Source organism: Flavobacterium sp. XN-5 (assembly GCF_008033395.2).
GTDB lineage: Bacteria > Bacteroidota > Bacteroidia > Flavobacteriales > Flavobacteriaceae > Flavobacterium > Flavobacterium hiemivividum.
The window spans coordinates 36,111-59,436 of the sequence record NZ_VOGZ02000012.1; the positions used below are offsets into that span (position 1 = coordinate 36,111).

At 34.1% G+C, this 23,326-nt stretch carries 16 protein-coding genes; 8 read left to right on the forward strand and 8 right to left on the reverse strand.

Features of this window, described 5'->3' with window-relative positions; genetic code table 11:
- Positions 1-16 precede the first annotated feature (16 nt).
- Both FQU23_RS15455 and can read left to right on the forward strand, forming a co-directional pair.
- A complete protein-coding gene (locus FQU23_RS15455) occupies positions 17-1,672 on the forward strand; it encodes a SulP family inorganic anion transporter (RefSeq protein ID WP_147674640.1) in 1,656 nt (551 codons plus the stop codon).
- 110 nt (positions 1,673-1,782) lie between these two features.
- The gene (can, locus tag FQU23_RS15460) at positions 1,783-2,418 is read left to right on the forward strand and encodes a carbonate dehydratase (RefSeq protein WP_132111042.1); all 636 of its coding nucleotides are present in this window, start codon (positions 1,783-1,785) and stop codon (positions 2,416-2,418) included.
- A gap of 35 nt (positions 2,419-2,453) precedes the next feature.
- Here the strand turns inward: can and FQU23_RS15465 are convergent, their stop codons facing one another.
- Together FQU23_RS15465 and FQU23_RS15470 are read right to left on the reverse strand one after the other, a co-directional pair.
- Entirely contained in the window at positions 2,454-3,653 is a 1,200-nt protein-coding gene (locus FQU23_RS15465; RefSeq protein WP_147674641.1) for an LETM1-related biofilm-associated protein, read from the reverse strand.
- 101 nt (positions 3,654-3,754) lie between these two features.
- The gene (locus FQU23_RS15470; RefSeq protein WP_147674642.1) at positions 3,755-4,282 is read right to left on the reverse strand and encodes a superoxide dismutase family protein; all 528 of its coding nucleotides are present in this window, start codon (positions 4,280-4,282) and stop codon (positions 3,755-3,757) included.
- 699 nt (positions 4,283-4,981) lie between these two features.
- Between FQU23_RS15470 and FQU23_RS15475 the strand changes: the two genes are divergently transcribed.
- From FQU23_RS15475 to FQU23_RS15485, 3 genes are all read left to right on the forward strand, one after another.
- The gene (locus FQU23_RS15475) at positions 4,982-7,003 is read left to right on the forward strand and encodes a BCCT family transporter (RefSeq protein WP_147674643.1); all 2,022 of its coding nucleotides are present in this window, start codon (positions 4,982-4,984) and stop codon (positions 7,001-7,003) included.
- Between the two features lie 433 nt (positions 7,004-7,436).
- The gene (locus FQU23_RS15480) at positions 7,437-7,868 is read left to right on the forward strand and encodes an META domain-containing protein (RefSeq protein ID WP_132111034.1); all 432 of its coding nucleotides are present in this window, start codon (positions 7,437-7,439) and stop codon (positions 7,866-7,868) included.
- A 79-nt stretch (positions 7,869-7,947) separates the two neighbouring features.
- Entirely contained in the window at positions 7,948-8,466 is a 519-nt protein-coding gene (locus tag FQU23_RS15485) for a DUF4251 domain-containing protein (RefSeq protein ID WP_147674644.1), read from the forward strand.
- An 89-nt stretch (positions 8,467-8,555) separates the two neighbouring features.
- Here the strand turns inward: FQU23_RS15485 and FQU23_RS15490 are convergent, their stop codons facing one another.
- The 5 genes from FQU23_RS15490 to FQU23_RS15510 all read right to left on the reverse strand — a co-directional run bounded on the left by FQU23_RS15490 (position 8,556) and on the right by FQU23_RS15510 (position 16,455).
- Complete coding sequence (locus FQU23_RS15490; protein ID WP_147674645.1) at positions 8,556-10,346, reverse strand: acyl-CoA dehydrogenase family protein; 1,791 nt, start codon at positions 10,344-10,346, stop codon at positions 8,556-8,558.
- A gap of 25 nt (positions 10,347-10,371) precedes the next feature.
- Positions 10,372-11,553: an acetyl-CoA C-acyltransferase gene (locus FQU23_RS15495; protein ID WP_147674646.1), complete on the reverse strand. Its 1,182-nt coding sequence runs from the start codon at positions 11,551-11,553 to the stop codon at positions 10,372-10,374.
- Between the two features lie 95 nt (positions 11,554-11,648).
- Positions 11,649-14,039, reverse strand: a complete 2,391-nt coding sequence (locus tag FQU23_RS15500) for a 3-hydroxyacyl-CoA dehydrogenase/enoyl-CoA hydratase family protein (protein WP_147674647.1) — start codon at positions 14,037-14,039, stop codon at positions 11,649-11,651.
- On the reverse strand, positions 14,023-14,490 hold the full coding sequence (locus FQU23_RS15505; protein ID WP_147674648.1) for a MarR family winged helix-turn-helix transcriptional regulator: 468 nt from the start codon (positions 14,488-14,490) through the stop codon (positions 14,023-14,025). The genes FQU23_RS15500 and FQU23_RS15505 overlap by 17 nt, the downstream gene beginning before the upstream one ends.
- A gap of 189 nt (positions 14,491-14,679) precedes the next feature.
- Positions 14,680-16,455, reverse strand: coding sequence for an AMP-dependent synthetase/ligase (locus FQU23_RS15510; RefSeq protein ID WP_147674649.1), 1,776 nt, complete (start codon positions 16,453-16,455; stop codon positions 14,680-14,682).
- Positions 16,456-17,187: 732 nt separating this feature from the next.
- On the opposite strand from FQU23_RS15510, the gene FQU23_RS15515 reads away from it, so the two are divergent.
- The 3 genes from FQU23_RS15515 (at position 17,188) to FQU23_RS15525 (ending at position 19,394) form a co-directional block, all read left to right on the forward strand.
- Positions 17,188-17,412: a hypothetical protein gene (locus tag FQU23_RS15515; protein WP_147674650.1), complete on the forward strand. Its 225-nt coding sequence runs from the start codon at positions 17,188-17,190 to the stop codon at positions 17,410-17,412.
- 234 nt (positions 17,413-17,646) lie between these two features.
- A complete protein-coding gene (locus FQU23_RS15520) occupies positions 17,647-18,597 on the forward strand; it encodes an NAD(P)H-dependent flavin oxidoreductase (RefSeq protein WP_147674651.1) in 951 nt (316 codons plus the stop codon).
- 302 nt (positions 18,598-18,899) lie between these two features.
- The gene (locus FQU23_RS15525; RefSeq protein WP_147674652.1) at positions 18,900-19,394 is read left to right on the forward strand and encodes a DUF4920 domain-containing protein; all 495 of its coding nucleotides are present in this window, start codon (positions 18,900-18,902) and stop codon (positions 19,392-19,394) included.
- Positions 19,395-19,654: 260 nt separating this feature from the next.
- Here the strand turns inward: FQU23_RS15525 and purL are convergent, their stop codons facing one another.
- A complete protein-coding gene (gene purL / locus FQU23_RS15530; protein WP_147674653.1) occupies positions 19,655-23,308 on the reverse strand; it encodes a phosphoribosylformylglycinamidine synthase in 3,654 nt (1,217 codons plus the stop codon).
- Positions 23,309-23,326: the final 18 nt, after the last annotated feature.

The following is a 23,326-nucleotide window of genomic DNA, read 5'->3' on the forward strand; positions in this document are numbered from 1 at the left end:
AATTTATTTTAGTATTATGACAAAAAAAATTAATCTTTTTGCCAACCTTAAATCTGATTTCGCATCTGGTTTAGTGGTTTTTTTGGTGGCGCTACCCTTGTGTTTAGGAATTGCAATGGCTTCTGGAGCACCTTTATTTTCAGGAATTATTTCAGGAGTTATTGGAGGAATCGTTGTAGGTTTTTTAAGTAAATCACATATAAGTGTTTCAGGGCCTGCAGCAGGTTTAACAGCGATTATTTTAACAGCGATTACTGATTTTGGTGCTTTTGACATCTTTTTAACAGCGGTGTTAATCGCTGGAGTTATGCAACTTGCATTAGGATATATCAAAGCAGGGAGTATTTCAAATTACTTCCCTACTAATGTTATTGAGGGAATGCTTGCTGGTATTGGTGTTATTATTATTTTAAAACAATTGCCCCATGCATTTGGATATGATGCTGATTTTGAAGGAGATCAGTCTTTTGTTCAAAGTAATGGAGACAACACATTTTCTTCTTTATTTGAAGTTTTTAATCAATTTCAATTAGGGGCAATTGTTGTCACTGTTGTATCGTTAATCATATTAATTTCATGGGATAAAGTTCCTTTTTTAAAGAAATTAAAATTAATTCCTGGTGCTTTAATAGCAGTAATATCAGGAATTGTGTTAAACGAAATTTTTATTATCTCAGGTAGTTCTTTAGCTATTTCGAATGAGCATCTGGTATCTTTACCAATTCCTACTTCTTTTGATGAATTAAAATCGATTGTGGTTACGCCTAATTTTTCAGGATTCTTGAATCCTCAAGTTTGGGTAGTTGGTTTAACAATCGCGATTGTAGCCTCTATTGAAACACTATTGTGTATTGAAGCATCGGATAGAATGGATGAACATAAAAGATATACAGATACTAATGTGGAATTAAAAGCGCAAGGAGTAGGTAATATTTTAAGTGCGCTTTTAGGAGGTTTACCTATGACATCTGTAGTAGTGCGCTCTTCGGCAAATAATAATGCTGGAGCCAAATCAAAGATGTCAACGATAATTCACGGTGTACTTTTACTATTAAGTGTACTTGCTATTCCAGTAATATTAAATAAAATTCCACTAGCTACTTTAGCAACTATATTAATTTTAGTGGGTTATAAATTGGCAAAGCCAGCAACATTTATGCATTTTTGGGAAAAAGGAAAGTATCAATTTATTCCTTTTATCGCCACCTTAATAGCGGTAGTTACAACAGATTTGTTGAAAGGAGTACTTTTAGGTATTGTAATTAGTATTATTTTTATTCTAAAAGGAAATTTGAAAAGAGCTTACAGTTTTAAGAAGAAAGAGTATGTTGACGGTGATATCATTCATATTGATTTAGCGCAAGAGGTTTCTTTTTTAAATAAAGCTGCCATAAAAAGCACTTTAAATGATATTCCAGAAAACTCAAAAGTGGTAATAAATGCTCACGATACTGTTTATATAGCTCATGATATCTTAGATTTGATACGTGAGTTTAAAGAAACCAGAGCAGTGGACGAAAACATAAAAGTAAAGCTTAAAGGATTTAAAAAAGCTTATGACCTAGCAAATAGTCCAGACACTATCAATCACGTTACATTTGAACATTATTATGATGTTGCCAAAAGAGAGATGGTTAAAAAAGAAGTGTTCAAAGAAGTTTTTCAAGAATAATTAAAAATTTAGAAGTGCAGATTAAACTTTAAAAAGTATTTTCTTTACACTGTTTTTAAGGTTTGAAATTGAGATTAGAATTCACAACAAAAGATAAATAAATAAATAAAATGAGCGATTTTTATAAAAAAATATTAGATAATAATAAGGAATGGGTTGAGAGAAATTTGGCAATAGATCCAAATTATTTTGCAGATTTAGCCAAAGGACAAACGCCGCCATTATTGTGGATAGGTTGTTCAGACAGTCGTGTTCCAGCAAACGAAATTATCGGAGCTAAGTCCGGAGAAGTTTTTGTACATAGAAACATAGCTAATATGGTAGTACATTCAGATATGAATATGCTTAGTGTATTGGATTATGCGGTAAATGTTTTAAAAGTAAAACATGTTATTGTTTGTGGACATTATGGTTGTGGAGGTATCAAAGCAGCAATGGGTAATGAATCTATTGGAATTATCGATAACTGGATAAGACATATCAAGAATGTGTATCGTTTACACAATACTTACTTGGATTCTATCGAGGACGAGACAGAACGATTTAATGCTTTTGTTGAAGTCAATGCCAAAGAGCAAGTTTTTGATTTATCAAAGACATCGATAGTGCAAAACGCTTGGAAAAACGGACAAGATTTAACTCTACACGGTTGGGTTTACGGATTAAATTCTGGCTTTGTAACAGATTTAAAAGTGAATATAAGTTCAAATAAGGAGCTAGATGAAGTTTACCAATTAAACTTATAGTAAAAAAAAAAATCGCCTTCGGGCGATTTTTTTTTTTAATCTATATCTAAATTTTCATTGAAAGCAGTGGGTAACATTTTAGGAATAAACTTGATCAAAATTGGCAACAGCAAGCTACCGCCAGGAAGTAGAAAAATAGTCAGTGAAGGAATGGTTTTACAAACGTCCAATAACTGCTTTTTTACTTTTTTCTTTTCTTTTTCATCCAAGTCTCTCCTGGTAGAAATAGCTAAAAGAATCATTAGATCTCTACTTTGAAGAATTTCTTTGACTAAGCGATTTTTATTTCTTGTGATTAATGTAATTACAGTTTCAGTCGTTTGATCGTAAAAATGTTTAACGGGATTTGAATAATTAAAATAGGGAATTTTACTTTTATGTTCTGTAATAAATGCATCTGTATTGCTAATGCTCTCCGTTACAAAAGCATCAGGAATTGCAACTAGTTCGGATAATTTGTATAAAAAATAAGCTTCTTCATTTTCAATCTTTCCATCGCTCCAAAGCGCCATTCCTGCCATGTCAATTAGATAATATTTTTCTAATTCAGAGGTGAAATAGTTCAGATTTAGTTCGTCTAGATTTTGAACACTAACTTTAGAAAATTTACTATAGCGAACTGATGCTTCAAATAATTTTATTAATAAATCATCGTATTTTGATTTATTAGATTTTGTTTTTAAAGCAAGTGACACAACGCTAACGACTGCTTCCTCTATCTTTTTTAAATACTTTTCGGGAATTGAACCATGAATCAAATATTGGCGAAAAGCTAAAACATCTATAAAAAGCAAAGCGTTTGTTACAATATGAGAAAAGTTCTTGCTAAAGATATCGATGTTAGTTTGTACTCTGTCATCAATTATTTTTTCTAAATTTAAAGAAGGCGGACTATCAGGTAATATTTTTTTAAGTAAATTATACCCTTTTGGAGTCATTTCAGTATAAAACGCTAATGCTTTGTCTAGAAAATCAGCATGATTTTTATCACAGGTAGTGAGCCCGTACATAGCATACAGTGTGCTTAATAAGGCAACTTTTGGCATTTCGTTATGAACCCAGCCTTTCGTTACAATAGGAACTGCCGTTTCAAATGAGACGATGTGACCATATATGAATCCTGTTTTTCTAATATTGGTGTAAAACAAGTGGGGATTCTCGTAAACGAGCTTTTCCTTTGATTTTTGTTTTACAAAATACTTATCTATCCAACCTGATGCTGAAGGGTTAATCATTGCTAAATTTTAATAGTACAAAGCTATGCTATTTTCGGGTCTTGTCTTAAATAAAATACTGTACAGTTAGTTTGAAATTAGGGGATGCGTGCAGTATTAAACTACTTTATGATTGCTGAACAGGCTACTCTTGCTCCTGCATTACCCGCTGGTTGCGAAACGAAATCATCGCTTCCTTCATGTACAATCAGTCCTTTACCTAGTATGTCTTTTGTTGGATCTCCAGAACCAATATTCCACTCATCAGTAGTTAAGGTGATGGTTCCATTTCCATTAGCATCGGCTGTAAAGTTACCTATATCTCCTTTGTGGTATTGGCCAACGCCCCATTTGCCATGATTTTTGAAAGTAGGATTCCAATGTCCTCCAGCAGAACTTCCATCTGCAGCTGAACAATCCGATTTTTCATGGATATGAATGGCATGAACTCCTGGTTTTAATCCTGCCATTTTTGCAACGAAAGTTACTTTGCCATTTTTTTCGATAAAGGTGGCGGTGCCTGAAACGCTACTATTGCTCTTCGCTTCAAATACGATAGATAATTTCTTAGTGTCGCTAGAGCTGCTGTTTGTTTTACAAGCAATAAGTACGGCAATTATTAATGCGATCGAAAATATTATTTTTTTCATGATATTGGATGTTTTTCAATTAGCACATAAAATTACGTATAAAATTATAAGTAGTAAATTAAATTACCATTAAATTTTCGTTAGGCTTATCTTACAAAGTTAATATAAGCAAAAACCACGTCTTTTATTCGAAAAGACATGTGAATGTTGAGCTAATTCTGCGATTTAATTTATCTATAGTGACCGTTTTCGAAGGGTTTGATGCTCCTTACTGCTTGAATTTTGTAAAAAATGATTTTTCAAGTATTTTGTTAAAGATTATAATTTACCTTTTTAATAGAAGAAATGAAAATAGTTTAGTATTCTGTTTTTATAGTTGTGGTATTCTCGGTTTCTTATTTTAATATTTAATTTAGGATGGAAAGGCTGTTTTTTTTCATAAATTTGGAGTCCAATATTTTACTTTTTTAAGACTGTTTTTATTAAACAGGTTGACATTGATTAAAGATCTTTAATCATTTACTCATTTAAAGTTTTTTTTACATAAATAGTATGGTTTTATTTCCTTATTGTTTACTGTGATCTTGTTTGCTCTTTTTATTTAAAGATAAATAAGATTAACTTTTACCCACTTATTAATCAAGGAAATATATCCTTATGTTTAGTGAATTTTATGTAATTGTTCGAAAATAATATACATAAATGACTAATTATAATCCTGTAGATTCTAAATGTATAGTTAACCCAATTTGATGAATTATGAATAAATTAAAGCACTTTTTAGAACGAAAATATAACTTTAAAACAGACTTTACCAGGTCAGTCGCGCTACCGAGCTTGACTATAATTATTATCATATCCATGTTTTGTGGTTTTTTTCCAACTGAAGCTAATGATTTTTTTAATGAAGTTAAGGCTGTCATCTTTAAAAATTTGGGGTGGTTGTATGTTTTGATAGTTACCGTTTTTGTACTATTTCTAGTGGGTATTGCCGTTAGTAAATTTGGTAAAATTAAATTAGGAGCAGACGACACAAAACCAGAGTATTCTTTCTTCTCTTGGGTTGCGATGCTTTTTGCAGCAGGAATGGGAATTGGGCTAATGTATTTTGGTGTAGCCGAAACCATGGCTCACTATGCTAACCCAGCGATTAGCAATCTTGACGAACATTTAAGGGCTAAAGAAGCGCAATTATATACCTTTTTCCACTGGGGCTTTCATGCTTGGTCGATCTATGGAGTTGTAGGTCTTTCTATGGCTTATTTTGCCTATCGTCATAATTTGCCATTGGCTATTAGAAGTGGTTTTTACCCAATGTTGAAAGATAAAATTCATGGTAAATTTGGAAACATTGTAGATGTTTTTGCTTTGTGTAGTACTTTTTTTGGTATTGCTACGACCTTAGGTTTTGGAGTATTACAATTAAGTGCAGGACTACAGAGTTTAGGTATTATTCCAAACACTAGTTTTGAGTACCAAGTAGGTATTGTTGTTATCGTGATGGTTATTGCTGTTATATCTGCCACAAGTGGTTTAGGAAAAGGGGTGAAGAAATTAAGTGAGATTAACATTATAATGGCGACTTTATTAATGCTTTTTATTTTGGTGGCAGGGCCAACAATTTATATATTAAGTACACTAACAGAAGGAATTGGTCATTATATTAGTAACTTCATGTCGTTGACTTTTAATACCTATGCCTTTGAGAAAGAGAGCCAAGAATGGTTTTCTAACTGGACAATTCTATACTGGGCTTGGTGGATAGCGTGGGCGCCTTATGTAGGTTTATTTATCGCTAAAATTTCTAAAGGGCGAACGATACGCGAATTTATATTAGCTGTTTTGTTTATTCCAGCATTTTTTAATTTTGTTTGGATGACAATTTTTGGAAGTAGTGCGATATGGATTGATGAATTTGTTGCGCATGGGGCTTTGAGTGAGTTTGCTAAAAACACAGATACATTGTTATTTAGTTTTTTCAATTACTTTCCACTGACAACCTTGCTTAATATAGTATCGATTGCAATTATATGTGTATTCTTTATTACATCGGCGGACTCAGGGATTTTCATTATGAATGGAATTTCTTCTAAGGGAGCTACTAATTCTCCAAAATGGCAAAATGTATTTTGGGGAGGATTGCTTACCGTTGTTTCATTAAGTTTGTTGAGTTCTGGAGGTTTAGCCTCTTTGCAAACTATGACTTTGGTTACTGCATTGCCTTTTGGTATAATCATGTTATTATTATGTGTTAATTTATGGAAAGCTCTATTAGCAGACGATGAGTATAGTACCTCTAAATATTCTCATGGAAGTTTAAATTGGAACGATTACCATTGGAAAGTCCGATTAGAAAAAATACTTACCTATTCGCAAAAGAAAGATATTAGGAAGTTTTTAAATGAAACGGTGCGTCTTTCATTTGAGGAATTGGTAAAAGAGTTAGAAAAAAATGAAATTGCAGCTAGTATAATTCATCATACTACTCCAAATAACTCTATCGAACTTGTTATTAAGCACGATCAATTGCGCGATTTCGTTTACGGTGTTATGGCGCAGCCACAAACCATTTCAGAAACCTTAATTAACGAACAAAACACTCCGAATATTGATTCAGAGACTGTATTTTTACCAATTAGTTATTTTGGAGATCACCGTATGGGTTACGATATTCAATATTTGAGTAAGGATGAAATTATCTCGGATGTATTAAGAGAGTACGAGCGTTTCTTAACATTAGGATCAGATGGGATGCATGATTTATTGATGAAACCCAATTAATCATAATACAACGTTTAAAAATAGAAAAGCCGCAATTGTCCTCGATGATTGCGGTTTTTTAGTTAAATAGGTAAAAGTGAAAAGGCTCTATGTTTAGCAGAATCAAAAAGAACTACTAAATAGGGTGCTACAAGTGAGGTGTTTGGGCTAGTAAAACACCTATTTTCTAAGCTATTTGTTCTTTTGGTATAGTTTGTGCACTTACTGATTTACAACAAAATTATGGTCATTATTTCTAGAGCAATTTCTATATATCGTAATGTAAAATAAAAATGATTTTTGGAATATAGAATTTCTTTGAAGTCTTGTTATAATTGGAGATATTTAATGTAGTGATGGCTCCGATTTAACAATTCTATAGGATAGATTTTAGACTTAATTTTGCAGTAGTTTTTTAACGAGTATTTACTCAAATAATTTAATAATAAAAAGTATGAAAAAAGTATTTCTATCCGTAGCAATTTTATGTTTAGCGTTTGTATCTTGTAATTCCACTAAATCAACAGTGAAGGATGTTTCTTCACTTGAAGGAGCTTGGGAATTGAATTACATCACTGGACCAAGGATTACTTTTGAGGGATTATATCCAGAAAAAAAGCCAACGATTAACTTTGATGTCAAAGAGAATAAAATTTCAGGAAACAGTAGTTGTAATAATTTTATGGGACCCTTGTCTGTAGAGGCAAATAAAATTAACTTTAAAGATTCGAAAATTGCAATGACCATGATGGCTTGCCAAGGTTCTGGAGAAGGTGTTTTTATGTCTACACTGGAAAAAGTTGAGACTTATAAAGTTTCTGAAGATGGTAAAACTTTGAGCTTTATTATGGGAGACGTAGAAATGATGCGTTTTACTAAGAAATAAAATTATTTATGATGCCCTTTTTAGGGCATCATTTTTTTTATAGAGTTGATAAGATTCTTTACCTAAAAAAATAGTAGCCATGAAACTTAAATACACAATCTCAATAGCTTTGTTTTTATTGGTAGTTACTATGGGCTTTGCCCAAGAAAAATCGAGAACGCAGCTAAGACAGGAAAGGAAGGTTGAAAAAGTAAAACGAACAGCTGCTTTAGTAGATTCTAGAAAATTTGTTTTTGTTGGTCAGAAAGCTTTACCTCAAGGATTTAATGCCATTGATTTAACTACGAACCCGAATTTTATTGAATTTAAACCTGATTTTATTAAAAGCGAAATGCCTTTTTTTGGAAGGGGTTACAGCGGAATTGGCTATGGTGGAGATAGCGGATTGAAATTTGAGGGAAAACCAATCGACTTTACGATTGAGAAAAGGAGAAAAGCGTATGAAATTAGAGCTACGGTTAGGGGAGAAGCCGATGTTTTCAAAATATCACTTTCCGTATCATTCACTGGTAGTGCAACACTTACAATTAACTCGAATAATCGTAGTGCCATTTCTTATTATGGCGAAATATTTAAAATTGATAAGAAAAAAGATTAATAGTAAATTTCGAATATAAAAAAAAAACCGTCTCGTTAATTAAAACTTGACGGTTTTTCAGCATTTTGAATTAGTATCGATCTTTGCTTTTAGAAGCAATATGTGTTCTCTGCAACTAATTTCGTAGTGATTGTTTCTCTTAATCCAACAATATTTGGCATGTTGGTGTATTTAGTGAAACGTCTTAATCCCATAAGCATCATACGTTGTTCGTCACCTTCAACAAAAGAAATAATACTTTCTTTTCCTTTTTGAGTAACGATATCTACTGCTTGGTACAAGTATAATTTTGCCATTGCAATTTGCTCTTGTACTTTATCTTCACCTTGATTTTTAGCTAGTTTTTCAGTTCTAAGGATCGTACTTTCAGCCATGTATATTTCTATTAACATATCTGAAGCAGCCATCAAAATTTGTTGATGAGAGTCTAATTCAGTTCCGAATTTTTGAACTGCACTACCAGCAACCATTAAGAACGCTTTTTTCAATTTGGCTACCATTTCTTTTTCTTCTGCAAATAACTCAGAATAATCAGGAGTTTCAAAAGAAGGGATACCTATTAATTCCTCCCCAACTTTCATCGCTGGACCTAATAAATCAACATGTCCTTTCATTGCTTTTTTAATCAACATTCCTACTGATAACATTCTGTTGATTTCGTTAGTACCTTCATAGATACGTGCAATACGAGCATCTCTCCAAGCACTTTCCATCGGAGTATCTTCAGAGAATCCCATTCCACCAAAGATTTGAATTCCTTCATCAGAACACGCTTGAATATCTTCAGATACAGCAACTTTTAAGATTGAACACTCAATAGCGTATTCTTCCACACCTTTTAATTCTGCTTCTTGATGAGTAGCTCCTTCAGCTTCACGAGCAATGATTCTGTCTTCAATATTTTTTGCAGCTCTGTAAGAAGCACTTTCTCCAGCATAACAGCTAGTTGCCATATCAGCTAATTTAGAACGAATCGCTCCAAACTGTGAAATAGGTGTATTAAACTGTATTCGTTCGTTAGCGTAGTTTACCGAAGCCGATATTACTCTTCTTTGAGCATCTAAACAAGCTGCAGCTAATTTAATACGGCCTACATTTAAAGCGTTCATTGCGATTTTGAAACCGTTACCTCTTTCAGACAACATGTTTTCAACTGAAACTTTCGTTTCACTAAAGAAAACCTGACGTGTAGATGATGCACGAATTCCTAATTTATGCTCTTCTTCACCCATTGAAATTCCATTGTCATCAGTATTTTCTACAATGAAACCAGTAATGTTTTTATCATCACCTATACGAGCGAAAACGATAAATAGTGAACAGAAACCTGCATTCGAAATCCACATTTTTTGTCCTGTGATCGAATAGTATTTTCCATCTTCAGATAAAACTGCTTTTGTTTTTCCTGAGTTGGCATCTGATCCTGCACCTGGCTCAGTAAGGCAGTAAGCTCCAAACCATTCGCCAGAAGCTAATTTAGGTACATATTTTTGTTTTTGCTCTTCTGTTCCGTATAAGGTAATTGGCATTGTACCAATACCTGTATGCGCTCCAAAAGCAGTCGAGAAAGATCCCGTTGCACCTGAAATATAATCACAAACTAACATTGTTGATACAAATCCCATTCCGAGTCCACCGTAAGCTTCAGGAACCGCAACTCCTAGAAGACCTAAGTCTCCAGCTTTTTTCATGCTTGCTTCGGTGTAAGCATAATCCTTTTTTTCAAAACGATCTTTGTGTGCCCATAATTCTTTGTCTACGAACTCTTTTACGGAATCACGCATCATTAATTGCTCTTCTGAAAAATCCTCAGGAGTGAAGATATCTTCGCATTTAGTTTCTTTTACGAGGAATTGACCACCTCTTGTTACGTCGCTCATGGCTTTATTTTTTAAATATGTTTTTTTATAATAATTCGTACACTCCTGCAGTTCCTTGCCCGGTTCCTACACACATAGTTACGATTCCGTATTTGTCTCCTCTGCGTTTCATTTCGTCAAATAATTGAACTGACAATTTTGCTCCAGTACATCCCAGTGGGTGACCTAATGCAATTGCCCCTCCATTTACGTTAACGATATCAGGATTTAAATTAAGTTCTCTCATAACTGCTAGCGATTGTGAGGCAAAAGCTTCGTTTAATTCAATTAAGTCGATATCATTTATAGTTAATCCGGCTTGTTTTAATGCCTTTGGAATTGCTTTTACAGGTCCAATTCCCATTATTCTTGGTTCAACTCCTGCAGAGGCAAAGTTTACTAATCTTGCGATAGGTTCAAGATTAAGTTCTTTTACCATCTCTTCACTCATTACAAGTACAAAAGCGGCGCCATCACTCATTTGTGAAGAGTTACCAGCGGTAACACTTCCTCCAGCTTCAAATACAGGTCTTAAACCAGCCAAAGCTTCTTTTGAAGTTCCTGCTCTGGGCCCTTCATCTTTATTGACTACATAAGATTTAGTTTCTTTTTTACCGTTTTCATTGATAAACGTTTGGTCTACTGTGATTGGAACAATTTGTTTGTCAAATTTACCTTCAGCTTGGGCTTTCAAGGCTTTCATATGAGAGTGGTAAGCAAACTCATCTTGATCTTCTCTAGAGACCTTAAACTGGTTTGCAACTGCTTCGGCTGTTAATCCCATTCCCCAGTAGTAATCCTCGTTTCCTGCTTTTGCAACAGCATAATCCGGTGTGGGTTTGTAACCTCCCATCGGAATAAAGCTCATGCTTTCGGCACCACCAGCAATAATACAATGTGCCATTCCTGACTGTATTTTGGCTGTAGCCATTCCAATTGTTTCAATTCCAGATGCACAGTATCTATTTACTGTTACTCCAGGAACATCTTCAATTTTTAATCCCATCAAAGAGATTAAACGTCCCACATTAAGTCCTTGTTCTGCTTCAGGCATGGCATTTCCTACCATAACATCATCAATACGAGTCTTGTCAAAATCAGGCAGTTCATTCATCATGTACTGAATAGTTTCTGCTGCCAACTCATCAGGTCTTTTAAATCTGAACACACCTTTTGGAGCTTTTCCTACGGCTGTTCTGTATGCTTTTACTATATAGGCTGTTTTCATTTTCTTTTTTTTAGAGATTTTTAGAAGTAAGAGACATGAAGAAAGATAGAAAATACGTTTAAAATCTTGCTTCTTACGTCTTGCTTCTATTTTTCTTAATTACGTAGCGGTTTCCCTTTGGTTAACATAAATTGGATTCTTTCTAATGTTTTTCTCTCCGTACAAAGTGATAAGAAAGCTTCACGTTCTAAGTCAAGTAAATATTGCTCAGAAACTAATGTTGCCTCAGATAAATCACCACCAGCCATTACATAAGCCAGTTTGTTAGCAATCTTCTTGTCGTGTTCTGAGATGTATTTTCCAGCTTCCATTTGGTCAGTTCCAACTAAGAACATCCCTAATGCTTGTTTTCCAAGTACTTTCACGTCATTTCTTCGAATAGGTTGCGTGTAACCCGCCTCGGCCATTAATAAAGCATGTTTCTTAGCTTCCGCAATTTGGCGGTCTTTGTTTATAACAATGATATCTTTTCCTTGTTGTAATAATCCAGAATCAAAAGCTTCGTAACCAGAAGTTGATACTTTTGCCATAGCAATTGTCAAGAAATATTCCTGTAATACATTTAGCTCCACATCGTTTTTATGAAATAAATCAGAAGCTCTTAAAGCCATTTCTTTAGATCCACCACCACCTGGTATAACTCCTACACCAAATTCAACTAATCCCATGTATGTTTCTGCTGCTGCAACAACTTTGTCAGCATGCAAACTCATTTCGCAACCACCACCAAAAGTCATTCCGTGTGGCGCAACTACAACTGGAATAGAAGAGTAACGCACACGCATCATAGTGTCTTGGAAAGTTTTGATAGCCATGTTTAATTCGTCGTATTCTTGCTCAACCGCCATCATAAATATCATTCCGATATTAGCACCTACAGAGAAATTTGCTGCTTGGTTACCAATAACAAGTCCTTGATATTCTTTTTCTGATAGATCGATTGCTTTGTTGATAGCTTGTAAAACATCACCACCAATAGTATTCATCTTAGACTGGAATTCTAAGTTCAGTATCCCGTCTCCTAAATCTTGTATAATCGCACCACTATTACTCCACACTTTTTTGCTTTCGCGAATGTTGTTCAAGATAATAAATGAATCTTGTCCCGGAATTTTAGTTTGTGCTTTAGATGGAATATTATAGAAATAAGTAGCACCTTCTTTTATAGTGTAAAAACTTTTGTTTCCTGAAACTAACATATCATTTACCCATGCAGCAGGCTCTAGACCTTCGGCTTTCATGATCTCAATTCCTTTTTCGACACCAATGGCATCCCAAATTTCGAATGGACCATTTTCCCAACCGAAACCGGCTTTCATAGCGTCGTCAATTTTGTATAATTCGTCTGAGATTTCAGGTATTCTATTCGATACATAAGCAAACATACCAGCAAAACTTTTACGGTAAAATTCACCTGCTTTGTCTTTTCCTTTTACCAAAACTTTAAAACGATCGATAGGCTTATCAATTGATTTAGTCATTTCTAAAGTAGCAAAGGATGCTTTTTTAGCGGCGCGGTATTCTAAAGTGTCTAAATCTAAAGTTAGAATATCTTTTCCTTCTTTTTTATAAAATCCTTGACCTGTTTTACTTCCGTACCATTTGTTTTCCATCATTTTATTGACAAAATCAGGAAGTTTAAACAATTCGTGTTGCTCATCATTTGGACAGTTTTCATAGATACCGTTTGCAACGTGAACTAAAGTGTCTAAACCTACAACATCGACAGTTCTAAAAGTAGCCGATTTTGGACGTCCAATTACTGGACCAGTTAATTTATCTACTTCTTCAATAGTTAAGCCCATTTCTTTAACCAAATGGAATAAACTTTGAATACCATAAATTCCAATACGGTTTCCAATAAAAGCTGGAGTATCCTTAGCAACAACCGAAGTTTTTCCTAAAAATTTCTCTCCATATATAGTAAGGAAGTTCAATACTTCAGATGAAGTTTGTGGGCCAGGAATTATTTCGAATAATTTTAAGTAACGTGCCGGATTAAAAAAGTGAGTCCCGCAGAAGTGTTTTTGGAAATCTTCTGACCTTCCTTCACTCATAAAGTGAATAGGAATTCCTGAAGTATTTGAAGTAATTAAAGTACCCGGTTTGCGGTATTTTTCTACTTGCTCAAACACTAATTTTTTAATATCTAATCTTTCAACAACTACTTCTATGATCCAATCAACGTCGGCAATTTTAGCCATGTCGTCGGTAGTGTTTCCAGTTGTAATTCGGTTCGCGAATTTTTGGCTGTAAATAGGAGAGGGTTTTGATTTTAAAGCATTCATTAAATGCTCATTTACTAAACGATTGCGAACAATTTTACTTTCTAATGTCAATCCTTTTTTTGTCTCTACCTCAGTAAGTTCTCTGGGAACAATATCAAGAAGTAAAACTTCGACACCAATATTGGCAAAATGGCAAGCAATTCCCGAACCCATAATTCCGGATCCGATTACTGCAACTTTTTTAATTGTGCGTTTCATTGTCTAATTTTTCAGTTTGATTAAATATATTTTTATTATGAATTAATTCGTTGATCATTTCCGAGACTTCAATAAAATGTTGCAATTTCTCATCGGAAATGTGATTTCTTACTGTGTCATTGAATTTTAAAACAGTGTTTTTTGAAAGGTCTCTTTTTTCTTTACCTAGTTCAGTCAAGAAAATTAAGACACCACGTCCGTCATCTGGATTTTTCTTTCGAATGATCAGGCCTTTCTCTTCCATGGATTTTAAGGTTCTGGTAAGGCTGGTAGCTTCCATACCCATTTTTGGACCTAATGCAGTAGAAGGAGTGCCTGCATTTTTGTCCATACTCAATAATGCAAAACCGGTTGCCATAGTGGCACCGTACTTAGAAGCTTCTTCGTTATACATTCTTGAAACGGCTTGCCAAGTAGCTCTTAATATGTAATCTATTGTTTTATCTTTCATATATAACTGTATCGATTTCAAATATAATAAAAAATACTATGCACGCATAATATATTAAGCAATATTTTTGTTAAAAAGTAATAAATATAAAAAAACTCCTCTAAAAAAGAGGAGTTTTATCTTGAAAAAGAATAGTTTACAGCGTATTATGTAAATATTCGATAGGTGTAATTAGTATAAATATAGTATTTAACTGTATATTTTTTGGAATAAGTCCATATATTTCTCCATTATGATTTTTCGTTTTAATTTTAATGTAGGTGTTAATTCGCCACCTTCAATAGACCAAACTTCAGGTGTCAACTCAAAGCGTTTGATTTTTTCCCAGTTTCCAAATTTTTCGTTATACAAGTCAACTTCTTCTTGAATTCTTGCGATCACTTTTTCATTGGAGATAATTTCTTGATTACTGCTACCCAAATTTAACTTATGAATGTTGCTCCATTCTTTTACAAAATCAAAATTAGGCTGAATGAAAGCGGCAGGCATTTTTTGTCCATCGCCAATAACCATAATTTGATCTATAAAACGAGATTGTTTCATCGTGTTTTCGATAATTTGAGGTGCAATGTATTTCCCGCCCGAAGTTTTGAACATTTCTTTTTTACGATCGGTAATTTTTAAGAAACCTTCTTCATCTATATTCCCAATATCGCCTGTATGAAAATAACCGCCTTGCAAAGCTTCAGCAGTTTTTTCTTCGTCTTTAAAATAACCCATCATGACGTTCGGACCTTTGCAAAGTATTTCTCCGTCTTCGGCAATTTTGACTTCTACATTATCGATTACTCTCCCTACAGTTCCTACTTTAAAACCTTTGTTTCTCATATCATTCACTGAGATAACCGGCGAAGTTTCAGTCAATCCGTAACCTTCCATTACAGGAATGTTAGCTGCAGCAAAAATTCTAGTTAATCTAGGCTGTAATGCGGCACTACCGGAAACCATTAAATCCAAGTTTCCTCCCAATCCTTCTTTCCATTTGCTGAAAATTAATTTTCGAGCAATTTTAAGTTGGAATTCATACCAGAAACCGTTGGCTCCATAAGGTTCATAACGCAATCCTAAATCAATGGCCCAAAAGAAAAGACTCTTTTTGATTCCGGTTAGTTCTGCTCCTTTGGCATATATTTTATCGTATACTTTTTCTAATAACCTAGGAACAGCAGTGATTACAGTAGGCTGCACTTCTTTAAGGTTGTCGCTAATTTTATCTATAGCTTCGCCAAAATAAACCGAAACACCATAATATTGGTATAAATACAAAATCATTCTTTCGAAAATATGACAAATTGGAAGAAAACTCAAAGCACGAGTTGATCCTGCTTCAAATGGAATTCTGGATGCGCTACTTAACACGTCAGACACAATATTGTTATGCGAAAGCATTACCCCTTTTGGTCGGCCCGTTGTTCCAGAAGTGTATATAATGGTTGCTAAATCGTCTGGTTTGACATCGTTTTTTCGGTTTTCAACTTCTTCTTGATTGCTTTGGTCTTCGCCAAGAACCAGCAACTCCTTCCAGCTTTTGCATCCTTCTATTGGATTAAATGAATAGACTTCTTTTAGATTTGGTACTTTGTGTTTGATTAAATTCACCTTTCTAAGCACTTCTTCATCGGAAACGAAGCAATATATCGCTCCTGAATGATTTAAAATGTATTCATAATCATCTTCAGAAATAGTTGGATATACAGGAACTGTTTGCGCAGCTGTTTGTAATATCCCAATATCCATGATATGCCATTCAGTTCTGTTATTGGTAGAAATAATAGCAATTTTATCATCTTTTTTAACTTCCATACGCAATAATGCTCTGGAGATGTTATTGGCTTTAGCAATGTATTCTTGGGTAGAAGTTTTCTCCCAAACACCATTTTGCTTTGTTACCAGTGCATCTGGAATTGAAGTATATTTATCTTGTTGATAATAAGGAAAATCAAAGAGTCTGGTTATTGTTGTCATTATTCTAAGATTGAATTTTATTGCAAATTAAATAAAAAATGACAATAATTTCTGATTTTAAAAATTAAAGTCGAAAATTTAAACCGTATAATTCAACTTTTACGAAAACGATTTCTTAAAATAGGGCTTAATAGGTTGATTATTAACAAAAAAGGTGTTTTAGTATTCAGTTTTACTATATTTTTTTAAATGTTTGTTTAGATATGAAATCATGTAATAAATCGAAAACTTAGCTATTTTAACTCTGATTTGAAGTATGATAAAACTTAATCTGAGCTGTTAGTTATTATTAATACTGTATTAATTCTTCCGTTATCAGTAGTTGTTTTTTTATATTTCAAGTAGAAAAATAGAAGGTCCTTTTTCATTTTCAGCACATGTTTAATCTTATTTATTATCATTTTAGTAGGTAACGGTCTGCTTACAACTTGAACTATTTTGTTTCTTATACACATTCAATGCGGTCACTAAAACTGTTAATTGCGGGTTATATTTCTTACAATAGTTTTTGTGAACTATAAATTAAACAAGGGCTTTGCCAAAATTCTATTTTTTATTGAAATATCACTAAAAGTGGGTATTGTGGTAAAAATTTATTTTATATACTTTTCAATCCAAAATAATGAAGATTTTAGCTCTCTAAATTTGACAACAATTAGATAGTTCATAGCCCGATATCTTCAGGAAATCTTTTGAATTAGCGAAAACATAACCAGCAATAAAATAATAAAGATGATGACGAATTTAGAAAAAATTAGAAAGGTGAACGAGCTGCTTATTGAAGTAATAAAAGATGAGGAACATCAAGATGGAAGCTCTTTGTGTGGTTTAAAGGATGTCGTATTAAGTATTGTTTCAGATTATTGGGTAACTGTAAGAGAACCTGAAATTTTTATGGCTAATGTCGAAATTTTCTTAGATGAAGCAACCGAACCTGAACTAGTGCCGCAGGAATAATTATCAGTAAGAGAGACTATTATAATGTGAAGGTATATTCACACAGTTAAGGCATACAATTGTATTCTCTTCGCTACTATAAAAGGATTAGAAAGTAATAAAAGATACTTTCTAGTCCTTTTTGTACATTAGGTCTAATTAATGAGAAGGAATACTGCGTTAGTCTATAACTTTGTAAATACTAGGCGTGCATAGTATATTTTGTTATATTTGTTTCAATTAAAATTTTAAATAATGACAAAACCTTCGTTGACATCCCTTTTGAATATTGATCGCCCCTTGATAATAGCACCAATGTTTCTAGTTTCGAATACTAAAATGGTGATCGAAGGAATGAAATCTGGTGTTGCGGGATGTATTCCAGCTCTAAATTACCGTACCTTGGAGGAACTTCGAGCTTCCATTGTGGAACTTAAAGCTGCGAAAGTTCAAGGAGGTAGTTTTGGTTATAATTTGATTGTGAATAAATCAAATCTCAAATATAAAGATCAGCTGGCTGTTTTGTGTGATGAAAATGTAGATTTTATTATTACTTCACTGGGTTCACCAGAAGAAACCATTAATGCCGCACATAAGGTAGGGATTAAAGTTTTTTGTGATGTAACCGACTTGGCTTTCGCCAAAAAAGTAGAAAGCTTAGGTGCCGATGCATTAATTGCGGTTAACAATCTGGCTGGAGGACATAGAGGACCAAAATCTCCAGAAGCCTTAATTAAAGAGTTAAACTTAAATACAGGATTGCCTGTTATCTCGGCAGGTGGCGTGAGCACTAAATCAGATTTAGATAAAATGGTAAGCTACGGAGCTATAGGAGTATCAGTTGGTAGTCCTTTTATAGCGTCATTTGAATCTGGCGTTTCGGAGGAATACAAACAAGCTTGTGTTGATTATGGTGCCAATGATATAGTTTTAACCGAGAAAATATCAGGAACACCTTGCACGGTGATTAATACGCCGTATGTCCAAAAAGTAGGGACTAAACAATCTTGGATAGAGAAAACCTTGAGCAAAAATAAAACCTTGAAAAAATGGGTGAAAATGATCCGATATGTTATGGGATCAAATGCCGTAACAAAAGCAGCTACCGAAGTTACCTATAAAACCGTTTGGGTTGCTGGCCCCACAATTGAAGATACGAGGGCAATACGTCCAGTTTCGGAAATTGTTAATGCAATTACGGTTTAATTTCTTATTAAAGTAACGTTCAATATGCGCTTAATTGCCACTGTAAACTAAAAAAAAAGCACTCTTTTTCGAGAACATTTTTCCTATATAAATAACTAAGATTATATTTTTAGGCATTCGAAAAATCTTTCTGTCAATGAGAAACGTTATATTTCAATTGGATATTTTTCCGAAGTTAGTTGCAAAATTGTAAGTTTAAAGTATGTTTTATTTTAAAATTATCCTAGATAATTAATCGCTGTCTCAATATTCTAGCTATTTTTGAAAATAGAATAACCAATAACTAACTAAAAATGAAACTAATGAAAAAATCAATTTTAATTGCTTGCTCGATTCTGGCATTAATGAGTTGTAAAAAAGAGGATAAAGTTCAAGAAATAAAAACGGAAATAGCGTATGCTACTTTTGGGGATAGTATTTCAGATGAAAATGCAATGTCTAAAGAGGAAATGCTGGCTAAATTTGATAAACTTTCCCAAGGAGATACAATTGATGTGAAATTTAAGTCAAAAATAAAGGAAGTATGTAAGCAGAAAGGATGTTGGATGAATTTAGATTTATCTAATGATAAAGAAGTGTTTGTTAAATTTAAAGACTATGCTTTTTTCGTTCCTACAGATGCAGCTAACGAGGAAGTTGTAATTAGCGGGAAAGCGTATGTTAGTGTGGAAAGCGTTGCGGATTTGAAACATTACGCAAAAGACGGTGGTAAATCTCAAGCTGCTATTGATAGTATCGTTACTCCAAAAACAAAATACTCGCTGATGGCTAATGGTATTTTAATAAAAAAAATATAAGTACTATTTCTTTCATTGAATAATTCTGGAAATAAAATTTGTTAACAAAGCATTACAGACGAGCAATATAAACTATGAAATGTAGGTTGTAGCTTTATTTAATTTCAATTTTAATGTTACAGCAGAATTGTTTAAACAGGCAAACATTAACAGGTACTTTAATTTTAATCAAATTTAAAATTAAAAGAACTTATTTTTCTATATAAAACTAAAAGCGTTCTCGAAAGAGAACGCTTTTACTATATAAATAACAGTGTAATTTAGTTTCTATCAATCCATTTTTTAGCATTGACAAATGCTTCATGCCAAGGTGAAACTTCATCGTTTCTGTCCTTTGGGTAATGTGCCCAGTTCCATTGAAAAGTAGAACGCTCGATATGCGGCATCATCACTAAATGGCGTCCTGTAAGATCGCAAAGCATGGCTACATCATAATGAGAACCGTTTGGATTAGCAGGATACGCATCGTAAGCGTATTTACCAACGATATTGTAATTTTCTTCACCTAATGGCAATTCGAAATTTCCTTCACCGTGTGAAACCCAAACTCCTAATGTTGATCCAGCTAAGCTAGACAACATCACTGATTTGTTTTCCTGCACTGTAACTGATGTAAAGATACTTTCGTGTTTTTTACTTTTGTTGTGCAACATTTTTGGCATTTCTTCATGTTCTGAATGGATTAATTCCAATTCGACGAACAATTGACAACCATTACAAATTCCCACTGACAAAGTATCTTCACGTTTGAAGAAGTTTTTCAAAGCAGTATTTGCTTTTTCATTGTATTTAAAAGCTCCAGCCCAACCTTTAGCTGAACCTAAAACATCAGAGTTAGAAAAACCTCCAACAGCTCCAATGAATTGAATGTCTTCTAAAGTCTCACGACCTGAAATCAAATCGGTCATATGAACGTCTTTAACATCAAAACCGGCTAAGTACATAGCATTTGCCATTTCACGCTCAGAATTACTTCCTTTTTCACGGATAATAGCTGCTTTTGGTCTTGGTTTCGAAGCATCGATAACTGGTTTTTTTCCTGTAAAATGTGTTGGAAAAGTATAGTTTAACGGTTGATTTTTGTAATTGTCAAAACGCGCTTGTGCCATTCCGTTTTTTGATTGTTTTTGGTCTAATAAAAACGAAGTTTTAAACCAAATGTCTCTGTATTTCGCAATATCTAATTTGCAAGGACCAAAGTCTAAAGTCGATTCTGTAGTTGCTGTTCCTAATTTGTAGAAAGAAACTCCATTTGTGTTTAGCTTATTCTCTAAAGAGGCATCGTCTTTAGCTTGGAACACAATTCCGATATTCTCAGCAAATAAATATTTGATAATGTCTTTCTCTTCAAAAACAGAGAAGTCTATTTTAGCTCCTAAATTGTTATCAGCAAAACACATTTCTAATAAAGTAGTAATTAGACCACCGCTTCCTATATCGTGTCCTGCAAGAATATTGTCTTCTAAGATTAATTCCTGAATAGTATTAAATGCTTTTTTGAAAAAGGCAGCATCTTTAATTGTTGGTGCATCTTTCCCAATAGCATTCAAGGTTTGCGCAAATGACGAACCTCCTAATTTAAATTCATCTTGCGATAAATTAATATAATAAATAGAACCACCCTCTCTTTGTAAAACTGGTTCTACTACTTTTCTAATATCTGTACAGTTACCACCAGCGGTAATAATTACCGTTCCTGGCGCAATTACTTCGTCATTTGGATATTTCTGTTTCATCGAAAGGGAATCTTTTCCTGTTGGAATATTGATTCCTAATTCGATTGCAAAATTCGAACAACTTTCAACTGCAGCATACAAACGAGCATCTTCTCCTTCGTTTTTACAAGCCCACATCCAGTTTGCTGATAACGAAATTCCGTCCAAACCATTTTTAATTGGAGCCCAAACAATATTCGATAAAGATTCAGCAATCGCGGTTCTACTTCCTGCAATAGGATCAAGTAAAGCGGCTACAGGTGAATGCCCAATAGCAGTCGCAATTCCTTCTTTTCCGTTGTAATCCAAAGCCATTACACCGCAGTTATTCAACGGCAATTGCAATGGTCCAGCAGTTTGTTGTTTGGCTACTTTTCCGCCCACACAACGGTCTACTTTATTCGTTAACCAGTCTTTACAAGCCACAGCCTCTAATTGAAGCACTTGTTCTAGATAAGTTGATATGTTTTTTACGCTGTACTCTAAATCAGCATATTTTCTGTCAATTGTTGAATCTGTCATTACCACTTTTGGAGAACTTCCAAAAAAGTCTTCCAAGGCAAAATCCATTGGTTTAGCACCCGTAGTTTTTGATTCGAAAGTAAAACGATGGTCACCAGTCACATCACCTACTTGGTACATAGGGGCGCGCTCTCTGTCAGCGATGCGTTGTAAAGTGTCAATGTCTTTTTGACCAATAACTAATCCCATTCTTTCTTGAGACTCGTTACCGATGATTTCTTTTGCCGAAAGGGTAGGGTCACCCACAGGCAATTTGTCCAAGTCAATTAAACCTCCAGTATCTTCTACTAATTCTGACAGACAGTTTAAATGTCCACCAGCTCCGTGATCGTGAATAGATACGATTGGGTTTTCATTGCTTTCTACTAATCCACGAATGGCATTAGCAACTCTTTTTTGCATTTCTGGATTCGAACGTTGGATTGCATTTAATTCAATTCCTGAACTAAAAGCACCGGTATCCGCAGAGGAAACTGCAGCTCCACCCATTCCGATTCTATAATTTTCTCCACCTAGGATAACGATTTTGTCTCCAGTTTGTGGTGTTTTTTTGATTGCCTGTTCTAATTTTCCGTATCCAATTCCACCTGCTTGCATAATCACTTTATCGAAGCCTAATTTGCGAGCATCTTCTTCATGTTCGAAAGTAAGCACAGAACCTGTAATAAGCGGTTGTCCGAATTTGTTTCCAAAATCAGAAGCTCCGTTAGAGGCTTTGATCAAAATATCCATTGGAGTTTGGTACAACCATTTTCTTTCGGACATTCCGTTTTCCCAAGGTCTGTTTTCTTCTAGACGAGAATAGGAAGTCATATAAACGGCCGTTCCTGCCATAGGCAAAGAACCTTGTCCGCCTGCTAAACGGTCCCGAATTTCTCCTCCAGAACCAGTTGCAGCTCCATTGAAAGGCTCTACAGTTGTAGGGAAATTATGTGTTTCTGCTTTTAATGAAATAACCGAATCAAATTCTGTCACTTCATAAAAATCAGGTTTGTCAGCGCTTTTTGGAGCAAATTGTTCTACACGCGGTCCTTTTACAAAAGCCACATTGTCTTTATATGCTGAAACGATGTCGTTAGGATTTTCTAACGATGTTTTCTTAATCATTTTGAATAAAGAAGATTCTCTTTCTACACCGTCAATAATAAATTTTCCATTGAAAATCTTGTGACGACAGTGCTCTGAATTGGCTTGTGAGAAACCAAATATTTCAGAATCAGTTAGTTTTCTACCTAATTTAACAACTAAGTTGTCTAGGTATTCCACTTCTTCAGGGCTTAATGACAATCCTTCTTTTTTGTTGTATGCTGCAATATCCTCAATATCCAAAATTGCTTCTGGTGCTATATTGATAGTAAAAATATCTTGATTTAGTTCAGTATATTTTTGCGAAAGCATAGGGTCAAAATCGTCGGAATCAGCTGTAGCATAATGAAATTCCTCAATTCTGATGATTCCGGAAATCGCCATATTTTGGGTGATTTCAACGGCATTAGTACTCCAAGGAGTGACCATTGCGGCGCGGGGACCAACAAAAAAATCCGTCAATACGGATTTTTCAATTTTATTTGAGTCGGCAAAAAGCCAGTTTAATTTTGAAATGTCTTGAGCTGAAATTTCGCCTTGCGTTTGTACTGCAAAAATTGCTTTGCTTTGGTTTTCAAAGAAATGGATCATTGTTGTGTAGTTTGTTGT

Bases quoted from the DNA above. Each gene is read 5' to 3' on its own strand.
- FQU23_RS15500 (WP_147674647.1), bottom strand. From the start codon at position 14,039: ATGAAACGCACAATTAAAAAAGTTGCAGTAATCGGATCCGGAATTATG.
- FQU23_RS15510 (WP_147674649.1), bottom strand. From the start codon at position 16,455: ATGACAACAATAACCAGACTCTTTGATTTTCCTTATTATCAACAAGAT.
- purL (WP_147674653.1), bottom strand. From the start codon at position 23,308: ATGATCCATTTCTTTGAAAACCAAAGCAAAGCAATTTTTGCAGTACAA.
- FQU23_RS15475 (WP_147674643.1), top strand. From the start codon at position 4,982: ATGAATAAATTAAAGCACTTTTTAGAACGAAAATATAACTTTAAAACA.
- FQU23_RS15495 (WP_147674646.1), bottom strand. From the start codon at position 11,553: ATGAAAACAGCCTATATAGTAAAAGCATACAGAACAGCCGTAGGAAAA.
- FQU23_RS15465 (WP_147674641.1), bottom strand. From the start codon at position 3,653: ATGATTAACCCTTCAGCATCAGGTTGGATAGATAAGTATTTTGTAAAA.
- FQU23_RS15470 (WP_147674642.1), bottom strand. From the start codon at position 4,282: ATGAAAAAAATAATATTTTCGATCGCATTAATAATTGCCGTACTTATT.
- FQU23_RS15520 (WP_147674651.1), top strand. From the start codon at position 17,647: ATGACAAAACCTTCGTTGACATCCCTTTTGAATATTGATCGCCCCTTG.
- FQU23_RS15515 (WP_147674650.1), top strand. From the start codon at position 17,188: ATGATGACGAATTTAGAAAAAATTAGAAAGGTGAACGAGCTGCTTATT.
- FQU23_RS15505 (WP_147674648.1), bottom strand. From the start codon at position 14,490: ATGAAAGATAAAACAATAGATTACATATTAAGAGCTACTTGGCAAGCC.
- FQU23_RS15485 (WP_147674644.1), top strand. From the start codon at position 7,948: ATGAAACTTAAATACACAATCTCAATAGCTTTGTTTTTATTGGTAGTT.
- FQU23_RS15490 (WP_147674645.1), bottom strand. From the start codon at position 10,346: ATGAGCGACGTAACAAGAGGTGGTCAATTCCTCGTAAAAGAAACTAAA.
- FQU23_RS15525 (WP_147674652.1), top strand. From the start codon at position 18,900: ATGAAAAAATCAATTTTAATTGCTTGCTCGATTCTGGCATTAATGAGT.
- FQU23_RS15480 (WP_132111034.1), top strand. From the start codon at position 7,437: ATGAAAAAAGTATTTCTATCCGTAGCAATTTTATGTTTAGCGTTTGTA.
- can (WP_132111042.1), top strand. From the start codon at position 1,783: ATGAGCGATTTTTATAAAAAAATATTAGATAATAATAAGGAATGGGTT.
- FQU23_RS15455 (WP_147674640.1), top strand. From the start codon at position 17: ATGACAAAAAAAATTAATCTTTTTGCCAACCTTAAATCTGATTTCGCA.